The organism is Enterobacter sp. S-33 (genome assembly GCF_028735835.1).
GTDB classification, from domain to species: Bacteria; Pseudomonadota; Gammaproteobacteria; order Enterobacterales; family Enterobacteriaceae; genus Enterobacter; species Enterobacter vonholyi.
In genome coordinates this window covers 1,013,181-1,033,948 of the sequence record NZ_CP117838.1, presented here as the reverse complement: position 1 = coordinate 1,033,948, position 20,768 = coordinate 1,013,181, and the positions used below count along the sequence as shown (strand labels likewise).

The following is a 20,768-nucleotide window of genomic DNA, read 5'->3' as shown; positions in this document are numbered from 1 at the left end:
TCACACTTTAAGGCTATTTTTAGCCTTAAAATCGCACCATCCGCTCAAAACGTAGACAAAACAAAACGGCCCGGAGGCCGTTTTGAGGAAATCTCTAAGCAACATACTGGAAAAGCTCCAGCCGTTGCAAATCCGATTTATCAGGCGATAGTGCCTGCACCGCGACAAGGTGGCGATGCGAAAACCGTATCCTGCAGACCTTCCCATTCCTTAATGGTGTAGGTATGCAGCGCCAGCGCATGCACGGTCGTGGAGAGTTCTTCCGTCAAGGTGCTGTAGATCAAGCGGTGTCGATTCAGGAAACGTTCTCCCGTGAAGCGATCGCTAACCAGAACCACTTTAAAGTGGCTTTCAGAACCTGCCGGCACGTTATGACGATAGCTTTCGTCGACGACTTCGAGGAACACAGGGTTGAACGCTGCCCTTAATTTATCTTCTATATGCTCACGTATCATCATGAAATTACTCCTCCGACAACGCCAGGATGTCACCCATCCCTTTAAATGTTAGCCGCTTTTACCGTTTCCATTACACCTTGACAACAAATATTTAGCTTTCGTCTGATTTTCTCATTCAAACGAATGAAGTTCACTGTGAGACTCATACGTTTTGTCATACACGGTTTGAGAAAAACGGTGAACTGGTCAGTTTTCGGACAAGGCGATGAATTTACATGCGTTGACCACTTCCCCTTGCCGTTGGCGATGTTATGATGGCGACAATTTTTCTCTTTATATGCTTACGATTCGTTGAGAACCCGAAAATGTTAAAAAAACTCTTCTTTCCGTTGGTAGCCCTTTTTATGCTGGCAGGCTGCGCTACCCCGCCAACCACTATTGATGTCTCACCAAAAATCACCCTGCCTCAGCAGGACCCAAGCCTGATGGGCGTCACCGTGAGCATTAACGGCGCCGATCAGCGTCAGGATCAAGCGCTGGCTAAAGTGACCCGCGATAACCAGCAGGTTACCCTCACCGCGTCCCGCGACCTGCGCTTCCTGTTGCAGGAAGTGCTGGAGAAACAGATGACCGCTCGCGGGTATATGATTGGCCCAAGCGGCGCGGTCGATCTGCAGATCATCGTGAACAACCTGTACGCTGACGTGTCTCAGGGCAACGTGCGCTACAACATCGCGACCAAAGCGGATATCGCCATCATTGCCACCGCGAAGAATGGCAACAAGATGACCAAAAACTACCGCGCCAGCTATTCTGTTGAAGGTGCGTTCCAGGCCTCCAACCAGAACATTGCTAACGCCGTTAACAGCGTGCTGACCGATACCATCGCCGATATGGCGCAGGACACCAGCATTCACGACTTCATCAAGCAGAACGCGCGTTAATCCCGCTCGCTGACCCGGTGTATCACCGGGTCAGTTTTATAAGAACATGTCCAGCCATTACTTACGCATTTTCCAGCAACCGAAATCAGCGATTCTGCTGATCCTCGGCTTTGCCTCGGGTTTACCCCTCGCGCTCACTTCCGGCACGCTTCAGGCGTGGATGACGGTTGATAACATCGATCTTAAAACCATTGGGTTCTTCTCGCTTGTCGGCCAGGCCTATGTCTTTAAGTTCCTGTGGTCTCCGGTCATGGATCGCTACACGCCGCCTTTCCTCGGGCGTCGGCGCGGCTGGTTAGTGATGACGCAGATTCTGCTGCTGCTGGCTATTGCGGGTATGGGCCTTCTTGAACCCACCACCCAGCTTCGCTGGATGGCCGCACTTGCGGTAGTGATTGCTTTCTGTTCCGCCTCTCAGGATATCGTGTTCGACGCCTGGAAGACGGACGTGTTACCTGCGGAAGAGCGCGGTGCTGGTGCAGCAATCAGCGTGCTGGGCTATCGCCTCGGGATGCTGGTTTCCGGCGGGCTGGCGCTGTGGCTCGCCGACAGGTACCTCGGCTGGCAGGGTATGTACTGGCTGATGGCCGCCCTGCTTGTCCCCTGCATTATCGCGACGCTGTTCGCGCCGGAACCGAGTAACGTTATTCCGGTACCCCGCTCGCTGGAGCAGGCCGTCGCCGAACCGCTGCGTGACTTTTTTGGCCGCAACAACGCCTGGCTGATCCTGTTGCTTATCGTCCTTTATAAGCTGGGCGATGCTTTCGCCATGAGCCTGACCACCACCTTCCTGATCCGCGGCGTCGGTTTTGACGCCGGTGAAGTAGGCGTGGTGAATAAAACGCTTGGGCTGTTTGCGACCATCGTCGGCGCGCTTTATGGCGGTGTGCTGATGCAGCGTCTGACGCTGTTTCGCGCGCTGCTAATTTTCGGCATCCTTCAGGGTGCCTCTAACGCAGGCTACTGGTTGCTGTCGATTACCGACAAACATACGATCAGCATGGCCACAGCGGTATTCTTCGAAAACCTCTGCGGCGGCATGGGCACTGCGGCGTTTGTCGCCCTGCTGATGACCCTGTGCAATAAGTCGTTTTCAGCCACTCAGTTCGCTCTGCTCTCGGCGCTCTCAGCCGTTGGCCGGGTGTACGTTGGCCCGATTGCCGGCTGGTTCGTGGAAGCCCACGGCTGGCCAACATTTTATCTCTTCTCGGTCGTAGCTGCCGTGCCGGGAATTTTATTGCTGCTGGTCTGCCGTCAGACGCTGGAATATACCCAGCGAACAGAACACTTTATGCCGCGCACCGAATATCACCGCGCCTACCGTTTTGCGTTACGTCTGTTAATGGCGGGCTGCATTGCTCTGGCGCTCTGGCTCGTGGTGCTTATTATCAATGCCAGCACCTCTCTGGCACTCCCTTTCGAAGCCCTTCTGCTGGACGCAGGCGCCCTGCTGGCTATCGCCGGGATCCTGATCGGAGGTCTGCTTGATTTCATGGCGTTGCGTAAAACGCAGATGACCTGAAGAAAAATGCGAAAGGTTATTTCCCGTTGTAATCACTAACCGAAATTATAACGACGAAATAGCCGCCAGGCGCAAAAAAAATATTTGTTGTTTTGTGCGGGATAGGATTTGGAAATTATTGGCTCCTATTCCAAAACGCTATTTTTCATTAAACGATTCAGCATACGAGAGTTTGATTTTTCGTTTTTTATATGTCTTTTTATTGATAATTAATTGTTAATTTTTTGTTTATTTTCAACAATGGTTATACCAATTGCCCCTTTTAGGGTATGCTTGGGGGTCCTTTCGTTATAAAGCCCATGCCGTGCGGCTTCGGTCATAAAAACCGACATAATTTGCAACACTTGTGACACGTGCGGCAGAACCCGGTAACACCTTCCTGACACAGGCCTAATGATGTTTACAGTAATGTAACCTTCCCGTAAAATGCCCGCACACTTTAAACGCCACCAGACTCCGTGGAATTGAGGTCGTTAAATGAGACTCGGGAAATACAATAAAAGTTTGGGATGGTTGTCATTATTCGCGGGCACTGTATTACTCAGTGGCTGTGATTCTGCACTACTAGACCCCAAAGGACAGATTGGACTGGAACAACGTTCACTGATATTGACGGCTTTTGGCCTGATGTTGATTGTGGTTATTCCTGCCATTTTGATGGCTGTTGGTTTCGCCTGGAAGTATCGTGCGAGCAATAAAGATGCGAAGTATAGCCCTAACTGGTCACACTCCAATAAAGTGGAAGCTGTGGTCTGGACGGTACCTATTCTGATCATCCTGTTCCTTGCCGTGCTGACCTGGAAAACCACTCACGCACTTGAGCCAAGCAAACCGCTGGTTCACGATGAGAAACCTATTACCATTGAAGTGGTCTCCATGGACTGGAAATGGTTCTTCATCTATCCAGAGCAGGGTATTGCTACCGTGAATGAAATCGCCTTCCCGGCGAACACTCCGGTTCAGTTCAAAGTGACCTCCAACTCCGTAATGAACTCCTTCTTCATCCCACGTCTGGGTAGCCAGATTTACGCGATGGCCGGTATGCAGACCAACCTGCATCTGATCGCGAATGAAGCAGGCACCTATGATGGTATCTCCGCCAGCTATAGCGGCCCGGGCTTCTCAGGTATGAAGTTCAAAGCTATTGCGACGCCAGACCGTGCCGCTTTCGACCAGTGGGTTGAAAAAGCGAAGCAGTCTCCAAACACCATGTCTGACATGGCGGCGTTCGAAAAAGTGGCTGCACCAAGCGAATACAACAAGGTGGAGTACTTCTCTAATGTGAAACCTGATTTGTTCAAAGATGTTATTGGCAAATTTATGGATCACGGCAAGAGCATGGACATGACCCAGCCAGAAGGCGAGCACAGCGTGCACGAAGGTATGGAAGGCATGGACATGAGCCACGCGGAAACCGCTCACTAAGGGGCCGAGGAAGAAAATGTTCGGAAAATTGACACTGGATGCAGTGCCCTACCATGAACCGATTATCGTGGTTACGGTGGCTGCAATTATCATTGGTGGCGCGGCCTTACTGGCCCTGATCACTTACTTCGGTAAGTGGAGCTACCTGTGGAACGAGTGGCTGACTTCGGTTGACCACAAAAAACTCGGTATCATGTACTGCATCGTCGGTATCGTCATGTTAATTCGTGGCTTTGCGGATGCGATCATGATGCGTAGCCAGCAGGCACTCGCTTCTGCGGGTGAAGCCGGCTTCCTGCCGCCGCACCACTACGATCAGATCTTTACCGCCCACGGCGTTATCATGATCTTCTTCGTGGCGATGCCGCTGGTTATCGGTCTGATGAACGTTGTCGTTCCGCTGCAAATCGGCGCGCGCGACGTGGCGTTCCCGTTCCTGAACAACCTGAGCTTCTGGTTCACGGTTGTCGGCGTTATCCTGGTTAACCTGTCACTGGGTGTGGGCGAATTCGCGCAGACCGGTTGGCTGGCTTACCCACCGCTGTCAGGAATTGAGTACAGTCCTGGCGTTGGCGTCGACTACTGGATTTGGGCGCTTCAGCTCTCCGGTGTTGGTACAACCCTGACCGGTATCAACTTCTTCGTGACCATTATCAAGATGCGTGCCCCTGGCATGACCATGTTCAAGATGCCGGTATTTACCTGGGCATCTCTGTGCGCCAACATCCTGATTATTGCCTCCTTCCCAATTCTGACCGTCACCATCGCGCTGCTGACCCTGGATCGCTATCTGGGCACCCATTTCTTCACGAATGATATGGGTGGCAACATGATGATGTACATCAACCTGATTTGGGCCTGGGGTCACCCGGAAGTGTACATTCTGGTTCTGCCTGTGTTCGGTGTGTTCTCCGAAATCGCGGCAACCTTCTCGCGTAAACGTCTGTTTGGTTACACCTCTCTGGTGTGGGCAACCGTGTGTATTACCGTTCTGTCGTTCATCGTTTGGCTGCACCACTTCTTCACCATGGGTGCGGGCGCGAACGTAAACGCCTTCTTCGGTATCACCACCATGATTATCGCCATCCCTACCGGGGTGAAGATCTTCAACTGGCTGTTCACCATGTACCAGGGCCGTATCGTGTTCCACTCAGCGATGCTGTGGACCATCGGCTTCATCGTAACCTTCTCCGTAGGTGGGATGACCGGCGTACTGCTGGCGGTACCGGGCGCTGACTTCGTTCTGCACAACAGCCTGTTCCTGATTGCGCACTTCCATAACGTTATCATCGGTGGCGTGGTCTTCGGCTGCTTCGCTGGCGTAACCTACTGGTGGCCAAAAGCGTTCGGCTTCACGCTGAACGAAAAATGGGGTAAACGCGCGTTCTGGTTCTGGATCATCGGCTTCTTCGTAGCATTTATGCCGCTGTACGTGCTGGGCTTCATGGGTATGACCCGTCGCCTGAGCCAGCAGATCGATCCGCAGTTCCACCCAATGCTGATGGTTGCAGCGGGCGGTGCCGTGCTGATTGCCTGTGGTATCGCGTCTCAGCTGATTCAGTTCTACGTGTCTATTCGCGACCGCGATCAGAACCGTGACCTGACCGGTGACCCATGGGGTGGCCGTACGCTGGAGTGGGCGACCTCTTCTCCACCTCCTTTCTATAACTTCGCCATTGTGCCGCAGGTTCATGAACGTGACGCATTCTGGGAAATGAAAGAGAAAGGTGAAGCGTACAAGCAACCTGCTCATTACGAAGAGATCCACATGCCGAAAAACAGCGGTGCGGGCATCGTGATTGCCGCCTTCGCAACGGTATTTGGTTTCGCAATGATCTGGCACATCTGGTGGATGGCGATTGTTGGCTTCGCCGGCATCGTAATCAGCTGGATTGTGAAGAGCTTTGACGAGGACGTGGACTACTACGTACCAGTCCGTGAAGTTGAGAAGCTGGAAAATCAGCATTTCGACGAGATTTCTAAAGCGGGGCTGAAAAATGGCAACTGATACTCTGGCGCACTCAACTGCCCACGCGCATGAGCATGCGCACCACGATACAGGACCGACCAAAGTCTTCGGTTTCTGGATCTACCTGATGAGCGACTGCATTCTGTTCTGCTGTCTGTTCGCAACCTATGCCGTTCTGGTGAACGGCACAGCGGGCGGCCCGACCGGCAAGGACATCTTTGAACTGCCGTTCGTTCTGGTTGAAACCGCACTGCTGTTATTCAGCTCCATCACCTACGGCATGGCGGCTATCGCCATGTACAAAAACAACAAGAGCCAGGTTGTTTCCTGGCTGGCGTTGACCTGGTTGTTTGGTGCTGGATTTATCGGGATGGAAATCTATGAATTCCATCACCTGATCATGGAAGGCTTCGGCCCGGATCGCAGTGGCTTCCTGTCCGCGTTCTTCGCGCTGGTCGGCACTCACGGTCTGCACGTGACCTCCGGCCTGATCTGGATGGCAGTCCTGATGTTCCAGATCTCCCGTCGCGGCCTGACCAGTACTAACCGTACCCGTATCCTGTGCCTGAGCCTGTTCTGGCACTTCCTGGACGTGGTGTGGATCTGTGTGTTCTCTGTTGTCTATCTGATGGGGGCGATGTAATGAGTCATTCTAACGATCATGGCGCTTCCCACGGCAGCGTAAAAACCTACATGACAGGTTTCATCCTGTCGATCATCCTGACGGTGATCCCGTTCTGGATGGTGATGAGCGGTTCTGCGTCTAAGCCGGTTATTCTGGGTGCAATCCTGGTGACCGCGGTGATTCAGATTCTGGTGCATCTGGTTTGCTTCCTGCACATGAACACCAAGTCCGATGAAGGCTGGAATATGACCGCCTTTATCTTTACCGTGATTATCATCGCTATCCTGGTAGTCGGTTCCATCTGGATTATGTGGAACCTCAACTACAACATGATGGTTCACTAAGAGCGGCGAGTATGTTTAAGCAATACCTGCAAGTAACGAAACCAGGCATCATCTTTGGCAACCTGATCTCCGTGATCGGAGGGTTCCTGCTGGCCTCTAAGGGCAGCATTGATTACACCCTCTTTATCTACACGCTGGTCGGTGTGTCACTGGTTGTTGCGTCCGGTTGTGTATTTAACAACTACATCGACATGGATATCGACAAGAAGATGGAAAGGACCAAAAATCGGGTGCTGGTGAAAGGCCTGATCGCCCCTTCCGTCTCGCTGGTGTACGCCACCTTGCTGGGTATTGCTGGCTTTATGCTGCTGTGGTTTGGTGCTAACCCACTGGCCTGCTGGCTGGGGGTGATGGGGTTCGTGGTGTATGTGGGCGTCTACAGCCTGTATATGAAACGCCACTCCGTCTACGGCACGCTGATTGGTTCTCTCTCCGGCGCTGCGCCGCCGGTGATTGGCTACTGTGCGGTCACGAACGAGTTCGACAGCGGTGCGCTGATCCTGCTGGCTATCTTTAGCCTGTGGCAGATGCCGCACTCCTATGCCATCGCGATTTTCCGCTTTAAGGATTATCAGGCAGCGAACATCCCGGTTCTGCCGGTCGTGAAGGGCATTTCGGTTGCCAAGAACCACATCACGCTGTACATCATCGCCTTTGCCGTGGCAACGCTGATGCTCTCTCTGGGTGGTTACGCTGGATATAAATATCTGGCGGTAGCGGCTGCGGTGAGCGTCTGGTGGCTCGGTATGGCGCTGCGCGGTTACAAAGTGGAAGATGACAAAGTCTGGGCGCGCAAACTGTTTGTGTTCTCGATTGTGGCCATCACCTCGCTGTCCGTGATGATGTCCGTAGACTTCATGGTGCCGGATTCACATAACCTGCTGACTTACGTCTGGTAAGCCAAAACAGGTCAATAAAGGGGGTGCTTCGGCACCCTTTTTTATTCGCTGAATCTACTAATAACGCATGTAATATTTGTTAAATAACCCTTTATTTACCCCGCCCCTTCCCCGCACTACACTATGGCCTGCTTTTGAACTGAGGTGGTAATGAACGATTATAAAATGACGCCAGGCGAGTTACGCGCGACCTGGGGCTTAGGGACTGTCTTCTCGCTACGGATGCTTGGCATGTTTATGGTCCTGCCTGTTCTGACCACGTACGGTATGGCGCTGCAGGGGGCCAGCGAGGCGCTGATTGGACTCGCGATCGGCATCTACGGCCTGGCGCAGGCGGTTTTCCAGATCCCTTTTGGCCTGCTCTCTGACCGGGTGGGCAGAAAGCCGCTGATCGTCGGCGGGCTGCTGGTCTTTGTGCTCGGAAGCGTAATTGCCGCCCTCTCCCACTCCATCTGGGGGATTATTCTTGGCCGCGCCCTGCAGGGCTCCGGCGCGATTGCCGCCGCGGTGATGGCGCTGCTGTCCGACTTAACCCGCGAGCAAAACCGCACCAAAGCAATGGCGTTCATCGGCGTGAGCTTTGGCGTAACGTTTGCGATTGCGATGGTGCTTGGCCCCATCATTACGCACACGTTGGGTCTGCACGCCCTGTTCTGGATGATTGCCGTGCTGGCAACCATTGGTATTGCGTTAACCCTGTGGGTCGTGCCGGACAGCAAAAACCACGTCCTCAACCGTGAATCCGGGATGGTAAAAGGCTGCTTCAGCAAAGTGATTGTCGAGCCGCGCCTTCTGAAGCTGAACTTTGGCATTATGTGTCTGCACATCCTGCTGATGTCTACCTTTGTCGCCCTGCCCGGCCAGCTTGCGGCAGCGGGTTTCCCGGCGGCTGAGCACTGGAAAATCTATCTGGTCACGATGCTGATTTCGTTTGTCTCCGTCGTGCCGTTCATCATCTACGCCGAAGTGAAGCGCAAAATGAAGCGCGTCTTCGTGGGCTGCGTGGCGGTCCTGCTGATTGCCGAAATCGTGCTCTGGGGTGCCGGTCCGCACTTCTGGGAGCTGATTGCCGGCGTGCAGCTGTTCTTCCTGGCCTTTAACCTGATGGAAGCCCTGCTGCCGTCGCTTATCAGCAAAGAGTCGCCCGCCGGTTACAAAGGTACGGCAATGGGTATTTACTCCACCAGCCAGTTTCTCGGCGTGGCGATCGGCGGCTCGCTCGGCGGCTGGGTGGACGGCCTGTTTGATTCACAAACCGTGTTTCTCGCCGGTGCGCTGTTAGCGACAGTCTGGCTGCTGGTCGCCAGCACCATGAAAGAGCCGCGCTACGTGAGCAGCCTGCGGATAGAAATCCCGGATGATGTGGAAATTAGCGATGCGCTTAAGCAGCGTCTGGAAGAAAAAGAGGGCGTGACGGACGTGCTCATTGTCCCGGAAGAGCGCAGCGCTTACGTCAAGATAGACAGTAAAATGACTAACCGCTTCGAAGTCGAGCAGGCGCTCAAGGCGTGATAAAAAGCCCGGTTTAACCGGGCTTTTTATATTAATCGCGGAAGTTTTTAAACTGGAACGGTTGTCCCAAATCGCCGCCGCGCACCAGCGCCATTACGGACTGGAGATCGTCGCGGGACTTACCGGTCACGCGAATTTCTTCACCCTGGATCTGCGCCTGCACCTTCAGCTTGCTGTCTTTGATGAGCTTAACGATTTTCTTCTGCACCGCGCTCTCAATACCCTGCTTCAGCTTGGCTTCTACAAACCAGTTCTTACCGCTGTGCACGAACTCTTCCGGCACATCGAGAGACGTCCCTTCGATACCGCGCTTTAACAGCTTGGCGCGCAGAATGTCGAGCAGCTGATTCACCTGGAAATCAGACTCGCTCAGCACCTTAATGGTCTTATTTGCGTCGTTCAGCTCAAACGACGCCTCAACGCCACGAAAATCGAAACGTGACTCAACTTCGCGGGTTGCGTTCTCTACGCCGTTGCGAACTTCCTGGATATCAACTTCGGAAACAATATCGAAAGATGGCATCTTTTCTTCTCCCTTCACTTTTGTTGCGTTGCATAATACCCGCTACGAGGCATAACTCAACAGAAGCTTAGCTGTATAATTAAGCTGTAACACCTGGCGCAGTTGCAGGTGAGGAGGAACAATGAAAATTACGGTGCTCGGATGCGGAGCGCTTGGTCAGCTGTGGCTGACCGCGCTGTGCAAGCACGGACATGAGGTTCAGGGCTGGCTGCGAGTGCCCCAACCCTACTGCAGTGTAAACCTGATTGGTGAAGACGGAAGCATCTTTAACGAATCTCTCACCGCCAACGATCCTGATTTCCTGGCGCAAAGCGACCTTTTACTGGTGACGCTCAAGGCCTGGCAGGTCTCAGACGCGGTAAAGACACTGGCCGCGCAGCTCCCCCCCACTTCGCCCATACTGTTGCTGCATAATGGCATGGGTACCCTCGATGAGCTGAAAAGCGTCCCGCAGCCCCTGCTGATGGCGACAACCACGCACGCTGCCCGTCGCGACGGCAACATCATTGTGCATGTCGCCAGCGGCGTGACGCACATGGGTCCTGCCAGACCACAGGATGGCGACTACAGCTATCTTGCCGATGTTCTGCAAAAGGTCTTGCCGGACGTCGCATGGCACAACAACATCCGCCCTCAGCTGTGGCGTAAGCTTGCGGTAAACTGCGTGATCAATCCGCTGACGGCGCTGTGGAACTGCCCGAACGGGGAGCTGAAAAATCATCCGCAGGACGTTGCCATTTTGTGTGCGGAAGTCGCGGCGGTCGTTGAGCGGGAAGGGCTGCATACCTCGGCAGACGATTTGCGCTGCTATGTCGAGCAGGTCATTGAGAGTACAGCAGAAAACATCTCCTCAATGCTGCAGGATGTTCGGGCATTACGCCACACGGAGATCGACTACATTACCGGCTATCTGCTAAAACGCGCCCGCGCACACGGCATTTCCGTGCCGGAAAACGCCCGTCTGTATGACCTGGTTAAACGTAAGGAGAGTGAATATGAGCGCGTCAGCACTGATCTGCCTCGCCCCTGGTAGCGAAGAGATGGAAGCGGTCACCACCATTGATTTGATGGTGCGCGGCGGAATTAAGATCACCACCGCCAGCGTCGCCAGCGACGGCAATCTTGCAATCACCTGTTCACGCGGGGTGAAAATCCTGGCAGACGCGCCGCTTGTTCAGGTGGCAGACGGAGATTACGACATCATCGTGCTGCCCGGCGGCCTAAAAGGCGCGGAATGTTTTCGCGACAGCCCGCTGCTGGTCGAGACCGTGCGTCAGTTCCATCTGTCAGGCCGTATCGTCGCGGCTATCTGCGCCGCCGCGGGAACGGTTCTGGTTCCGCACGATATCTTCCCCGTCGGCAATATGACCGGCTTCCCGGGGCTGAAGGATACTATCCCGGAAGAACATTGGGTGGACAAACGCGTCGTCTGGGACCCGCGCGTAAACCTGCTGACCAGCCAGGGGCCTGGCACTGCGATTGATTTTGGCTTAAAGATTATTGACCTGCTGGTCGGGCGCGAGAAGGCCTACGAAGTGGCATCATCGCTGGTGATGCCTGCGGGGATTTATAATTACTATGAAGAGTAGTGCATAAAAAAAGCCGGGTGGCGGCTACGCCTTACCCAGCCTACAAATGCACGGTACCGTGGGCCCGGTAAGCGAAGCGCCACCGGGCGAGAAACTACGGACGATACACCTTCACATTCGCAAAGCCCTGCTCGCGCAGATACAGCGCCTGCAGGCGACTCATGACCCCGCGCTCACACCACAGCAGATACGTTTTGCTCTGGTCGAGATCGCCAAATTTGGTGCTCAGCTTGTAGAACGGCAGAGAAACCACTTCGACGCCTTCCACCTGTAGCGGCTTGTCATCCTGCTCGTCAATGGAGCGAATATCCAGAATCGCATCGTTCGCGCCGAAACCGCTCACGGTCTCCACTTCAACCACTTCCTGCTCGGTCTGCTGGGCAATCTCGCGGATATCAATGTTGGACGCTTCTTCCACCACTTTATCCAGAATGCTGAAATCGAAGTTCTCTTCTTCCGCTTCGATCTTCGCCTTTACCGCTTTCACCGTTGGGCTTTTAGAGATCACGCCGCAGTATTCCGGCATGGTGCGGGCAAAATCTTCGGTGCCGATTTCGCGCGCCAGATCGATGATGTGCTCTTTGTCATGGGAGATGAGCGGACGCAGGATCAGCGTATCAGATACGTTGTCGATCAGACGCAGGTTGGTCAGCGTCTGGCTGGAGACCTGGCCCAGCGCTTCGCCGGTGACCAGCGCCTGCACGCCGTAGCGTTCAGCCACTTTGGACGCCGCACGCACCATCATGCGCTTAAGGATGACGCCCATCTGACCGTCGTCCACTTTCTCGAGGATTTCGCCGACCACAGGTTCGAAATTGATTGCCACGAAACGCACGCGGTGGGAGCTGCCGAAGCGGTTCCACAGGTAATGCGCCACCTGACGAACGCCGATTTCGTGCGCCGCGCCGCCCAGGTTGAAGAAGCAGTAGTGCACACGGCAGCCGCGACGCATCAACATATAGCTGGAGACGCCGGAGTCGAAGCCGCCAGAGATCAGGGATAATACGTCTTCCTGGGTGCCGATAGGGAAGCCGCCGATACCTTCATAGCGCCCTTTCACCAGCAGCAGGCGATCGTTTTCGATCTCCAGGTTCACCGTCACGTCCGGGTTGGTCAGACGTACGCGCGCCGTTTCAACGTGCTGGTTTAAACCGCCGCCGACATAACGTTCCACTTCAATGGAGCTGAATTCGTGCTTACCGCGACGCTTGACGCGCACGCAGAAGGTTTTGCCTTCGATCTGGTCACGGTACTGGACTAGCGCTTTCTCGAAGATGTCATGCATATCGCTGAACGGAACATCTTCCACTTCCAGGATATGGTGGATCCCCGGAATACGGGTCAGCGCGTCGCGAATATCCTGACGTTTGTTTTCGTCTTTCGCACGGACCTCAACGTGGTCCCAGTGGCGCACCACGGCGAGGGTTTCGTCGTAGTGCTTTAATACGTTACGAATGTTCCCGGTGAGAATTTTAATAAAGCGCAAACGCACAGATTGGCTTTTGATGGTGATTTCAGGGAACAATTTAATGATAAACTTCATGGCGGCAATGTTTCTTAGGCAAGCCTGTTAAGGCTTGTAATGGAAAAGAGTACAGCAGCCCACACCCGTGGCTGCATCCAGGCGCGCAAGTATACCACCATCGCGCCGCTCCTGTGCACATTGCGCGTTATTTGCTTATCCGCCCGAGTCCGTTACCATGTCGGGGCGAAGAATATAAGAGTCAATTCACTATGCCGAAGAAGAACGACGCACCGGCCAGTTTTGAAACTGCGCTGAGTGAACTGGAGCAAATTGTTACCCGTCTTGAGAGCGGCGATCTCCCGCTGGAAGAGGCGCTCAACGAATTCGAGCGCGGCGTGCAGCTGGCGCGCCAGGGGCAGGTCAAGCTGCAGCAGGCCGAGCAGCGCGTGCAGATCCTGCTTTCCGACAGCGAAGACGCGAAAACCACGCCTTTCACACCGGACGCCGAGTAAATGGATTTTGCCAACGAGCTTCAGGCGCGTGTCGTACGCGCCAACGACGCCCTGCGCCGTTTTATTGCGCCACAGCCTTTTCAGAACACTCCACTGGTTGAAGCCATGCACTATGGCGCACTCTTGGGTGGAAAGCGCCTGCGCCCGTTCCTGGTGTATGCCACCGGCAATATGTTTGGCATCAGCGATAGCACGCTGGACGCTCCGGCAGCCGCCGTTGAGTGCATCCACGCCTACTCGCTGATCCACGACGATCTCCCGGCCATGGACGACGACGATTTGCGTCGGGGTAAACCCACCTGCCATATCAAGTTTGGTGAGGCGAATGCCATCCTGGCGGGTGATGCCCTGCAAACGCTGGCGTTCTCGATTCTGAGCGACGCGCCAATGGCGGAAGTGGCTGACCGCGACCGTCTGGCGATGATCTCCGAGCTGGCAATGGCCAGCGGCGTGGCCGGCATGTGCGGCGGACAGGCGCTGGATCTTGAAGCGGAAGGACGTCAGGTTAATCTGGAACAGCTGGAGCGTATTCATCGCCATAAAACCGGGGCACTGATTCGTTCCGCCGTTCGCCTGGGCGCGCTGAGCGCGGGTGAACAAGGGCGCAAAGCCCTGCCGATTCTGGACAGATACGCAGAAAGTATCGGTCTGGCATTCCAGGTTCAGGATGACATTCTGGATGTGGTGGGCGATACTGCAACATTGGGTAAACGTCAGGGTGCGGACCAGCAGCTTGGCAAAAGTACCTACCCCGCCCTGCTGGGCCTTGAGCAAGCCCAACGTAAAGCCCGGGATCTGATTGACGATGCCCGCCAGTCGCTGAATGAACTGGCTGCGCAATCGCTGGATACCTCGGCACTGGAAGCGCTAGCGGACTATATAATCCAGCGTGATAAATAAACTATATATCTCGATGAGCCTTTGATGAGTTTTGATATTGCCAAATACCCGACACTGGCGTTAGTTGACTCCACCCAGGAGTTACGTCTGTTGCCGAAAGAGAGCCTGCCGAAGCTGTGCGACGAGCTGCGTCGCTACCTGCTCGACAGCGTAAGCCGCTCCAGCGGCCATTTCGCCTCCGGGCTTGGCACGGTAGAGCTGACCGTGGCGCTGCACTACGTCTATAACACGCCGTTCGATCAGCTCATCTGGGACGTGGGTCACCAGGCCTATCCGCACAAAATTCTGACCGGACGTCGCGATAAAATTGGCACAATTCGTCAGAAAGGCGGCTTGCACCCGTTCCCGTGGCGCGGTGAGAGCGAGTACGACGTGCTGAGCGTCGGCCACTCCTCTACCTCCATTTCGGCGGGCATCGGTATTGCCGTTGCCGCCGAGAAAGAGAACAAGCAGCGCCGCACCGTCTGCGTGATTGGCGACGGCGCCATCACCGCCGGTATGGCCTTCGAAGCCATGAACCACGCGGGCGACATCAAGCCGGACATGCTGGTTATCCTCAACGATAACGAAATGTCGATTTCCGAAAACGTCGGCGCGCTAAACAACCATCTGGCGCAGCTGCTCTCCGGCAAGCTTTACTCCTCGCTGCGTGAAGGCGGTAAAAAGGTCTTCTCCGGCGTACCGCCGATCAAAGAGCTGCTCAAGCGCACCGAAGAGCACATCAAAGGCATGGTCGTGCCAGGCACCCTGTTTGAAGAACTGGGCTTTAACTATATTGGGCCGGTTGACGGTCACGACGTGCTGGGTCTGGTGACCACGCTCAAGAACATGCGCGACCTGAAAGGCCCGCAGTTCCTGCACATCATGACCAAAAAAGGGCGTGGCTACGAACCGGCGGAAAAAGATCCGATCACCTTCCATGCGGTGCCTAAATTTGACCCGTCCAGCGGCTGTCTGCCAAAAAGCAGCGGCGGCATGCCGAGCTATTCAAAAATCTTCGGCGACTGGCTGTGCGAAACCGCCGCAAAAGACAACAAGCTGATGGCGATCACCCCGGCCATGCGCGAAGGCTCCGGCATGGTCGAATTCTCCAGAAAATATCCGGACCAGTATTTCGACGTGGCCATTGCCGAGCAGCACGCGGTGACGTTTGCAGCGGGCCTGGCGATCGGCGGCTACAAGCCGGTTGTCGCTATCTATTCCACCTTCCTGCAGCGCGCCTACGATCAGGTGATCCACGACGTGGCGATTCAGAAGCTGCCGGTGCTGTTTGCTATCGATCGTGCGGGCATCGTCGGTGCCGATGGTCAGACGCACCAGGGCGCGTATGACCTGTCGTTCCTGCGCTGCATTCCGGATATGGTTGTCATGACGCCAAGCGACGAGAACGAATGTCGTCAGATGCTGTTTACCGGCTACCACTATCAGGATGGCCCAAGCGCCGTTCGCTACCCGCGCGGCAATGCCGTAGGCGTTGAGCTTCAGCCGCTGGAAAAACTGCCGCTTGGTAAAGGAGTGGTTAAGCGTCGCGGTGAAAAAGTGGCGATCCTGAACTTCGGCACGTTGATGCCCGAGGCCGCGAAAGTGGCTGAAACGCTGAATGCCACGCTGGTGGATATGCGCTTTGTGAAGCCGCTCGACGAATCTCTGATCCTGAGTATGGCTGAGGCCCACGACGTGCTGGTGACGCTGGAAGAAAACGCCATCATGGGCGGTGCGGGTAGCGGCGTGAACGAGGTACTGATGGCAAATCGTAAAGCCGTGCCAGTGCTGAACCTCGGCCTGCCGGATCATTTCATTCCGCAAGGTACCCAGGACGAAGCCCGCGCGGCGATTGGCCTGGACGCTGCCGGTATCGAAGCTAAAATCCGCGCCTGGCTGGACTGATCCCTCACCTTTTCCGCTCCTGCTATGCTTAAACCTGGTGTTTAAACAGCAGGAGCGGAACCGTGCAATACACAACATTAGGAAAAACGGACCTTAAGGTATCCCGACTTTGCCTGGGCTGCATGACCTTTGGCGAGCCCGATCGGGGAAACCACGCCTGGACGCTGCCGGAAGAGAGCAGCCGTCCGATTATCAAACGCGCCATCGAGGGCGGCATTAACTTCTTTGACACCGCCAACAGCTACTCCGACGGCAGCAGCGAGGAGATTGTCGGCCGCGCCCTGCGCGATTTTGCCCGGCGGGATGACGTTGTCGTTGCCACCAAGGTCTACTACCCGGTGGGCGACCTGCCGCAGGGCCTTTCTCGCGCGCAGATCCTGCGCTCCATTGATGACAGCCTCAGACGCCTGAACATGGATTACGTCGACCTGCTGCAAATTCACCGCTGGGATTACAACACGCCGATCGAGGAGACGCTTGAGGCGCTCAACGACGTGGTCAAAGCCGGTAAAGCACGCTACATCGGCGCGTCGTCTATGCACGCGTCGCAGTTTGCCCAGGCGCTGGATCTCCAGGCCCAACACGGCTGGGCGCGCTTTGTCACCATGCAGGATCACTACAATCTGATCTATCGTGAAGAAGAGCGCGAGATGCTGCCGCTGTGCCATCAGGAGGGCGTGGCGGTTATCCCGTGGAGCCCGCTCGCGCGCGGTCGCCTGACCCGTCCGTGGGGCGAAACTACGGCCCGTCTGGTCTCGGATGAAGTGGGAAAAAATCTCTATGAAGGAACAGAGGCCAGCGATGCGCTGATTGCCGAACGCCTGGCCGGGATTGCCGACGATACCGGCGCAACCCGCGCCCAGGTGGCGCTGGCGTGGCTGCTGGGCAAGCGCGGCGTCGCGGCTCCCATTATCGGCACGTCCCGGGAAGAGCAGTTGGACGAACTGTTAAACGCGGTGGATATCACGCTGACGCCCGAACAGGTTGCCGAGCTGGAGACCCCGTATCAGCCGCATCCGGTGGTGGGGTTTAAATAAGCCCCATCTTTTGTAGGCCGGGTAAGGCGGAGCCGCCACCCGGCAATACAAAGCGTACAAACTCACGCGAAGTGATCGTACCCTTTCCAGTCCAGCGTAACCGGCGCACCGTCTTTCACAAACTTCAGCCCTTCACTCTCCGGCATGATCTGACCTATGCAGGTGAATTTCGCACCAAGATGCGCTAATGCCACGTCGAGCGTTCCACGGTTCAGCTCCGGAACGGTAAAGCACAGCTCGTAATCTTCGCCACCGGACAGCGCCCAGCGCAGCGCCTGCTCAGGTTCGACATGACGAAGCAGTTCCTCTGACAGCGGGAACAGATCCAGATCAACGCGCGCCCCAACGCCGCTGGCCTTTAAAATATGGCCAAGGTCTGAGATCAGCCCGTCAGAGAGGTCGATAGCAGAGCTCGCGCGCTCGCGCAGCGCCTGGCCGTGCAGAATACGCGGCGTTGGGCGCAGATGGCGTTTCACCAGATACGCCGCGTCGTCGGCATCCTTTACGGTTAAGCGATCCTGGAGAATCGCCAGCCCTGCCGCACTGTCACCCGGCGTACCGGTGACGTAGATCCAGTCGCCGGGTTTTGCACCCGAGCGCTTCAGGGCGCGGCCGAGCGGCACATAGCCGTGGATCGCCAGCGTCATCGACAGCGGCCCGGCAGTGGTATCACCGCCAATCAGCTGCATATCGTAGTAGTTAAGCTGCTCAAACAGCGCATCGCTGAAAGCTTCAAGCCAGGATTCGTCCACCTCAGGCAGCGTCAGCGCCAGCGTTAACCACGCGGGATCGGCACCCATCGCCGCCAGATCGCTGACGTTAACCGCCAGCGCCTTATAGGCCAGATCGGCAGGATCGATATCCGGTAAGAAATGACGGCCGCACACCAGAGTGTCGGTGCTGATTGCCAGCGTCTGTTTTTCTGGAATATTGAGAAGTGCACAGTCATCGCCGATGCCGGTTTCAACATCAAGACGAGAGGTTCTGACACGGTCGAAATAACGGGCAATCAGGGAGAATTCGCCGCATGCCATACGTTATGCCTCAGCAAATAAAAGAAAAAACCGGAGCCGCACCGCCCGTCAGGCAATGCAGGACTCCGGTTTGCGGATCACTTTTTGTGGGGACGGATCGCAGGTGCTGCTTTATCAAGTACGCCGTTTACAAACTTGTGGCTGTCTTCAGCGCCGAAGGTTTTCGCCAGTTCGATCGCTTCGTTGATGGCCACTTTGTACGGCACATCATCACGTTTAGACAGCTCAAACAGCGCAATACGCAACACTGCTTTTTCTACCTGGCCCAGCTCTTCGAGCAGACGGGACAGATAAGGCTTCATCAGACCATCGAGATACGCGCTATTAGTCGCCACTCCCGACAGCAGTTCACGGAAGTACAGAACGTCAACGTCTTTCACGTCCTGTTCTGACAGGAACTGGTATTCAACATCAGCGATGTCGTTCTGGGACAACTGCCAGGAGTAAAGTGCCTGGACGGCACATTCACGGGCGCGGCGACGAGCAGCAGGTTTCACGGAATTCCCCTTACAAAAAAATCAGGCCTTGATGGCTTTCAATACATTAATCATTTCAAGCGCGGTCAGTGCAGCTTCTGCACCTTTGTTACCGGCTTTGGTGCCAGCACGTTCGATGGCTTGTTCAATACTTTCGGTGGTCAGCACGCCGAATGCGACAGGAATTTCAGCATCCTGCGCAACGTGTGCCAGGCCGTTGCTTGCACCGCCCGCAACGTATTCGAAGTGCGCAGTGCCGCCACGAATAACGGTACCCAGCGCAATCACCGCGTCGTATTTACCGGTTTTCGCCAGCGCGCCTGCCGCCAGTGGCAGTTCGTAAGCGCCTGGAACCCAAACAACGGTAATGTTGTCATCTTTAACCTGGCCGATACGTTTCAGGGCGTCAATCGCACCTTCCAGCAGGCTGTCGTTGATGAAGTTGTTGAAACGCGCAATGGTGATGGCGACGCGAGCGTCCGGGGTAGCTACAGCAGCTTCAATAATGTTCATACTCTTCCTTTACGGGTTCATTTGGCCCCGCAGGGGGGCGGATTTTATCATAATACTTTGCGCACTGCTTCCCTATTTAAGGAGCAATTACGCTGTCGTTAAGTGGAGGCAGACATCCGGACCTACCGGACGAATCTCGCTAAATTTGAGTTGCGGTGCGTCGGCCAGTTTTTCAAGGCCGGGCAGCACAAACAGGCCGCGCGCGTCGTGGCCTAACAGTTTAGGCGCAACGTAAACAAGCAGTTCATCCACCAGCCCGGCCTGTAAGAGCGCACCGGCAAGCGTTGGCCCCGCTTCCACCCAGATGCTGTTCACCTGCTGCTTGCCGAGCAGCATCATCAGCACCACCAGATCCAGATGGCCATTATGCTCCGGCACCGTAATGCTGCGTACGCCTTCCGGCCATTCGCGAGCATCCTCTTTGGTACGGGCAATCCAAGTCTCACCAGGCTGCTGGACGATGCGGTGCTCCGGCGTCACGCGGTTCTGGCTATCAATGACAATACGCAGCGGCTGACGCAGGTTCTCCTGCGGGTAAAGAGCCTGGGTATCGGCATTCAGCTCGTCCCAGCGCACGGTCATGGCCGGATCGTCAGCCAGAACGGTTTCACTGCTGGTGAGAATAGCATGGCTTTGCGCGCGCAGACGTTGCACATCGCGCCTTGCCTGTGGAGAAGTGATCCACTGGCTTTCACCGTTTGCCATTGCCGTACGGCCGTCCAGCGAGGCGCCCAGCTTGAGCTGAATATACGGGAACCCCGTGCGCATGCGCTTCAGGAAACCTTTGTTAAGCGCTTCCGCGTCCTGCATCATCAGACCATGGCTGACGTCAATGCCTTCCTGCTGCAGGCGATACAGACCGCGTCCAGCCACCTGCGGATTTGGGTCCTGCATCGATGCGACCACGCGTGAAACACCCGCCGCGATCAACGCTTCACAGCACGGCGGCGTACGCCCGTGATGGCTGCAGGGCTCCAGCGTGACGTAGGCTGTGGCACCGCGCGCCTTCTCACCGGCCATGCGCAACGCATGAACCTCGGCATGCGGTTCGCCCGCCCGATAGTGAAACCCCTCTCCGACAATCTCGCCATCGTTGACGATAACGCACCCGACGTTCGGGTTGGGATGGGTAGTAAAACGACCGCGCTGCGCCAGCTTCATGGCTCGCGCCATGTAAATCTCATCCTGCATGAG

The 20,768-nt window shown here is 55.6% G+C and carries 21 protein-coding genes; 14 read left to right on the top strand and 7 right to left on the bottom strand.

The window, feature by feature from the left end:
* Nucleotides 1-140 precede the first annotated feature (140 nt).
* Nucleotides 141-458, bottom strand: coding sequence for a transcriptional regulator BolA (bolA, locus tag PUP35_RS04790; RefSeq protein ID WP_021241655.1), 318 nt, complete (start codon nucleotides 456-458; stop codon nucleotides 141-143).
* A gap of 305 nt (nucleotides 459-763) precedes the next feature.
* Here bolA and PUP35_RS04785 point away from each other — a divergent pair, with 305 nt between their 5' ends.
* The 8 genes from PUP35_RS04785 to PUP35_RS04750 all read left to right on the top strand — a co-directional run bounded on the left by PUP35_RS04785 (nucleotide 764) and on the right by PUP35_RS04750 (nucleotide 9,638).
* A complete protein-coding gene (locus PUP35_RS04785) occupies nucleotides 764-1,342 on the top strand; it encodes a lipoprotein (protein WP_023310568.1) in 579 nt (192 codons plus the stop codon).
* 46 nt (nucleotides 1,343-1,388) lie between these two features.
* A complete protein-coding gene (gene ampG, locus PUP35_RS04780) occupies nucleotides 1,389-2,864 on the top strand; it encodes a muropeptide MFS transporter AmpG (protein ID WP_274242227.1) in 1,476 nt (491 codons plus the stop codon).
* 477 nt (nucleotides 2,865-3,341) lie between these two features.
* Nucleotides 3,342-4,289: a cytochrome o ubiquinol oxidase subunit II gene (cyoA, locus tag PUP35_RS04775; RefSeq protein ID WP_274242226.1), complete on the top strand. Its 948-nt coding sequence runs from the start codon at nucleotides 3,342-3,344 to the stop codon at nucleotides 4,287-4,289.
* 16 nt (nucleotides 4,290-4,305) lie between these two features.
* Nucleotides 4,306-6,297, top strand: a complete 1,992-nt coding sequence (cyoB, locus tag PUP35_RS04770) for a cytochrome o ubiquinol oxidase subunit I (RefSeq protein ID WP_014168864.1) — start codon at nucleotides 4,306-4,308, stop codon at nucleotides 6,295-6,297.
* Nucleotides 6,287-6,901 carry a cytochrome o ubiquinol oxidase subunit III gene (locus PUP35_RS04765; RefSeq protein WP_008503324.1) on the top strand — a complete coding sequence of 205 codons (615 nt, stop codon included), beginning with the start codon at nucleotides 6,287-6,289 and terminating at the stop codon, nucleotides 6,899-6,901. The genes cyoB and PUP35_RS04765 overlap by 11 nt, the downstream gene beginning before the upstream one ends.
* Complete coding sequence (locus PUP35_RS04760; protein WP_006176899.1) at nucleotides 6,901-7,227, top strand: cytochrome o ubiquinol oxidase subunit IV; 327 nt, start codon at nucleotides 6,901-6,903, stop codon at nucleotides 7,225-7,227. The genes PUP35_RS04765 and PUP35_RS04760 overlap by 1 nt, the downstream gene beginning before the upstream one ends.
* Nucleotides 7,228-7,238: 11 nt before the next feature.
* Nucleotides 7,239-8,126, top strand: coding sequence for a heme o synthase (gene cyoE / locus PUP35_RS04755; RefSeq protein ID WP_013095848.1), 888 nt, complete (start codon nucleotides 7,239-7,241; stop codon nucleotides 8,124-8,126).
* A 150-nt stretch (nucleotides 8,127-8,276) separates the two neighbouring features.
* Complete coding sequence (locus PUP35_RS04750; protein ID WP_115874347.1) at nucleotides 8,277-9,638, top strand: MFS transporter; 1,362 nt, start codon at nucleotides 8,277-8,279, stop codon at nucleotides 9,636-9,638.
* Nucleotides 9,639-9,669: 31 nt separating this feature from the next.
* On the opposite strand, the gene PUP35_RS04745 is transcribed toward PUP35_RS04750, so the two are convergent.
* Complete coding sequence (locus PUP35_RS04745; RefSeq protein WP_023334701.1) at nucleotides 9,670-10,161, bottom strand: YajQ family cyclic di-GMP-binding protein; 492 nt, start codon at nucleotides 10,159-10,161, stop codon at nucleotides 9,670-9,672.
* Between the two features lie 121 nt (nucleotides 10,162-10,282).
* Here PUP35_RS04745 and panE point away from each other — a divergent pair, with 121 nt between their 5' ends.
* Nucleotides 10,283-11,194, top strand: a complete 912-nt coding sequence (gene panE, locus PUP35_RS04740) for a 2-dehydropantoate 2-reductase (protein ID WP_248172688.1) — start codon at nucleotides 10,283-10,285, stop codon at nucleotides 11,192-11,194.
* Nucleotides 11,157-11,750 (top strand): protein deglycase YajL, encoded by a 594-nt coding sequence (yajL, locus tag PUP35_RS04735; protein WP_133293882.1) that lies wholly within the window; start codon nucleotides 11,157-11,159, stop codon nucleotides 11,748-11,750. The genes panE and yajL overlap by 38 nt, the downstream gene beginning before the upstream one ends.
* Nucleotides 11,751-11,844: 94 nt before the next feature.
* On the opposite strand, the gene thiI is transcribed toward yajL, so the two are convergent.
* Nucleotides 11,845-13,293 carry a tRNA uracil 4-sulfurtransferase ThiI gene (gene thiI, locus PUP35_RS04730; protein ID WP_111963420.1) on the bottom strand — a complete coding sequence of 483 codons (1,449 nt, stop codon included), beginning with the start codon at nucleotides 13,291-13,293 and terminating at the stop codon, nucleotides 11,845-11,847.
* Between the two features lie 191 nt (nucleotides 13,294-13,484).
* On the opposite strand from thiI, the gene xseB reads away from it, so the two are divergent.
* The 4 genes from xseB to PUP35_RS04710 all read left to right on the top strand — a co-directional run bounded on the left by xseB (nucleotide 13,485) and on the right by PUP35_RS04710 (nucleotide 17,551).
* Nucleotides 13,485-13,727, top strand: coding sequence for an exodeoxyribonuclease VII small subunit (gene xseB / locus PUP35_RS04725; RefSeq protein ID WP_008503331.1), 243 nt, complete (start codon nucleotides 13,485-13,487; stop codon nucleotides 13,725-13,727).
* Nucleotides 13,728-14,627 (top strand): (2E,6E)-farnesyl diphosphate synthase, encoded by a 900-nt coding sequence (ispA, locus tag PUP35_RS04720; protein ID WP_133293879.1) that lies wholly within the window; start codon nucleotides 13,728-13,730, stop codon nucleotides 14,625-14,627. It begins immediately after the preceding gene.
* Nucleotides 14,628-14,651: 24 nt separating this feature from the next.
* Nucleotides 14,652-16,514 (top strand): 1-deoxy-D-xylulose-5-phosphate synthase, encoded by a 1,863-nt coding sequence (gene dxs / locus PUP35_RS04715; protein WP_274242225.1) that lies wholly within the window; start codon nucleotides 14,652-14,654, stop codon nucleotides 16,512-16,514.
* A 62-nt stretch (nucleotides 16,515-16,576) separates the two neighbouring features.
* On the top strand, nucleotides 16,577-17,551 hold the full coding sequence (locus PUP35_RS04710) for an aldo/keto reductase (RefSeq protein ID WP_111963423.1): 975 nt from the start codon (nucleotides 16,577-16,579) through the stop codon (nucleotides 17,549-17,551).
* Between the two features lie 62 nt (nucleotides 17,552-17,613).
* Here PUP35_RS04710 and thiL read toward each other — a convergent pair whose 3' ends face one another.
* The 4 genes from thiL to ribD form a co-directional block, all read right to left on the bottom strand.
* Nucleotides 17,614-18,585, bottom strand: a complete 972-nt coding sequence (thiL, locus tag PUP35_RS04705) for a thiamine-phosphate kinase (RefSeq protein WP_274242224.1) — start codon at nucleotides 18,583-18,585, stop codon at nucleotides 17,614-17,616.
* 77 nt (nucleotides 18,586-18,662) lie between these two features.
* Nucleotides 18,663-19,082, bottom strand: coding sequence for a transcription antitermination factor NusB (gene nusB, locus PUP35_RS04700; RefSeq protein ID WP_006809908.1), 420 nt, complete (start codon nucleotides 19,080-19,082; stop codon nucleotides 18,663-18,665).
* 21 nt (nucleotides 19,083-19,103) lie between these two features.
* Nucleotides 19,104-19,574 carry a 6,7-dimethyl-8-ribityllumazine synthase gene (gene ribH / locus PUP35_RS04695; protein ID WP_006176874.1) on the bottom strand — a complete coding sequence of 157 codons (471 nt, stop codon included), beginning with the start codon at nucleotides 19,572-19,574 and terminating at the stop codon, nucleotides 19,104-19,106.
* An 87-nt stretch (nucleotides 19,575-19,661) separates the two neighbouring features.
* Nucleotides 19,662-20,765, bottom strand: a complete 1,104-nt coding sequence (gene ribD / locus PUP35_RS04690) for a bifunctional diaminohydroxyphosphoribosylaminopyrimidine deaminase/5-amino-6-(5-phosphoribosylamino)uracil reductase RibD (RefSeq protein ID WP_115874340.1) — start codon at nucleotides 20,763-20,765, stop codon at nucleotides 19,662-19,664.
* Between the last annotated feature and the right edge of the window lie 3 nt (nucleotides 20,766-20,768).

Coding starts and splice junctions, on each gene's coding strand:
- PUP35_RS04765 (WP_008503324.1), top strand. CDS start 6,287: ATGGCAACTGATACTCTGGCGCACTCAACTGCCCACGCGCATGAGCAT.
- PUP35_RS04750 (WP_115874347.1), top strand. CDS start 8,277: ATGAACGATTATAAAATGACGCCAGGCGAGTTACGCGCGACCTGGGGC.
- PUP35_RS04745 (WP_023334701.1), bottom strand. CDS start 10,161: ATGCCATCTTTCGATATTGTTTCCGAAGTTGATATCCAGGAAGTTCGC.
- cyoB (WP_014168864.1), top strand. CDS start 4,306: ATGTTCGGAAAATTGACACTGGATGCAGTGCCCTACCATGAACCGATT.
- cyoE (WP_013095848.1), top strand. CDS start 7,239: ATGTTTAAGCAATACCTGCAAGTAACGAAACCAGGCATCATCTTTGGC.
- panE (WP_248172688.1), top strand. CDS start 10,283: ATGAAAATTACGGTGCTCGGATGCGGAGCGCTTGGTCAGCTGTGGCTG.
- PUP35_RS04760 (WP_006176899.1), top strand. CDS start 6,901: ATGAGTCATTCTAACGATCATGGCGCTTCCCACGGCAGCGTAAAAACC.
- dxs (WP_274242225.1), top strand. CDS start 14,652: ATGAGTTTTGATATTGCCAAATACCCGACACTGGCGTTAGTTGACTCC.
- bolA (WP_021241655.1), bottom strand. CDS start 458: ATGATGATACGTGAGCATATAGAAGATAAATTAAGGGCAGCGTTCAAC.
- ribH (WP_006176874.1), bottom strand. CDS start 19,574: ATGAACATTATTGAAGCTGCTGTAGCTACCCCGGACGCTCGCGTCGCC.
- ispA (WP_133293879.1), top strand. CDS start 13,728: ATGGATTTTGCCAACGAGCTTCAGGCGCGTGTCGTACGCGCCAACGAC.
- ampG (WP_274242227.1), top strand. CDS start 1,389: ATGTCCAGCCATTACTTACGCATTTTCCAGCAACCGAAATCAGCGATT.
- yajL (WP_133293882.1), top strand. CDS start 11,157: ATGAGCGCGTCAGCACTGATCTGCCTCGCCCCTGGTAGCGAAGAGATG.
- ribD (WP_115874340.1), bottom strand. CDS start 20,765: ATGCAGGATGAGATTTACATGGCGCGAGCCATGAAGCTGGCGCAGCGC.
- xseB (WP_008503331.1), top strand. CDS start 13,485: ATGCCGAAGAAGAACGACGCACCGGCCAGTTTTGAAACTGCGCTGAGT.
- thiI (WP_111963420.1), bottom strand. CDS start 13,293: ATGAAGTTTATCATTAAATTGTTCCCTGAAATCACCATCAAAAGCCAA.
- thiL (WP_274242224.1), bottom strand. CDS start 18,585: ATGGCATGCGGCGAATTCTCCCTGATTGCCCGTTATTTCGACCGTGTC.
- PUP35_RS04785 (WP_023310568.1), top strand. CDS start 764: ATGTTAAAAAAACTCTTCTTTCCGTTGGTAGCCCTTTTTATGCTGGCA.
- cyoA (WP_274242226.1), top strand. CDS start 3,342: ATGAGACTCGGGAAATACAATAAAAGTTTGGGATGGTTGTCATTATTC.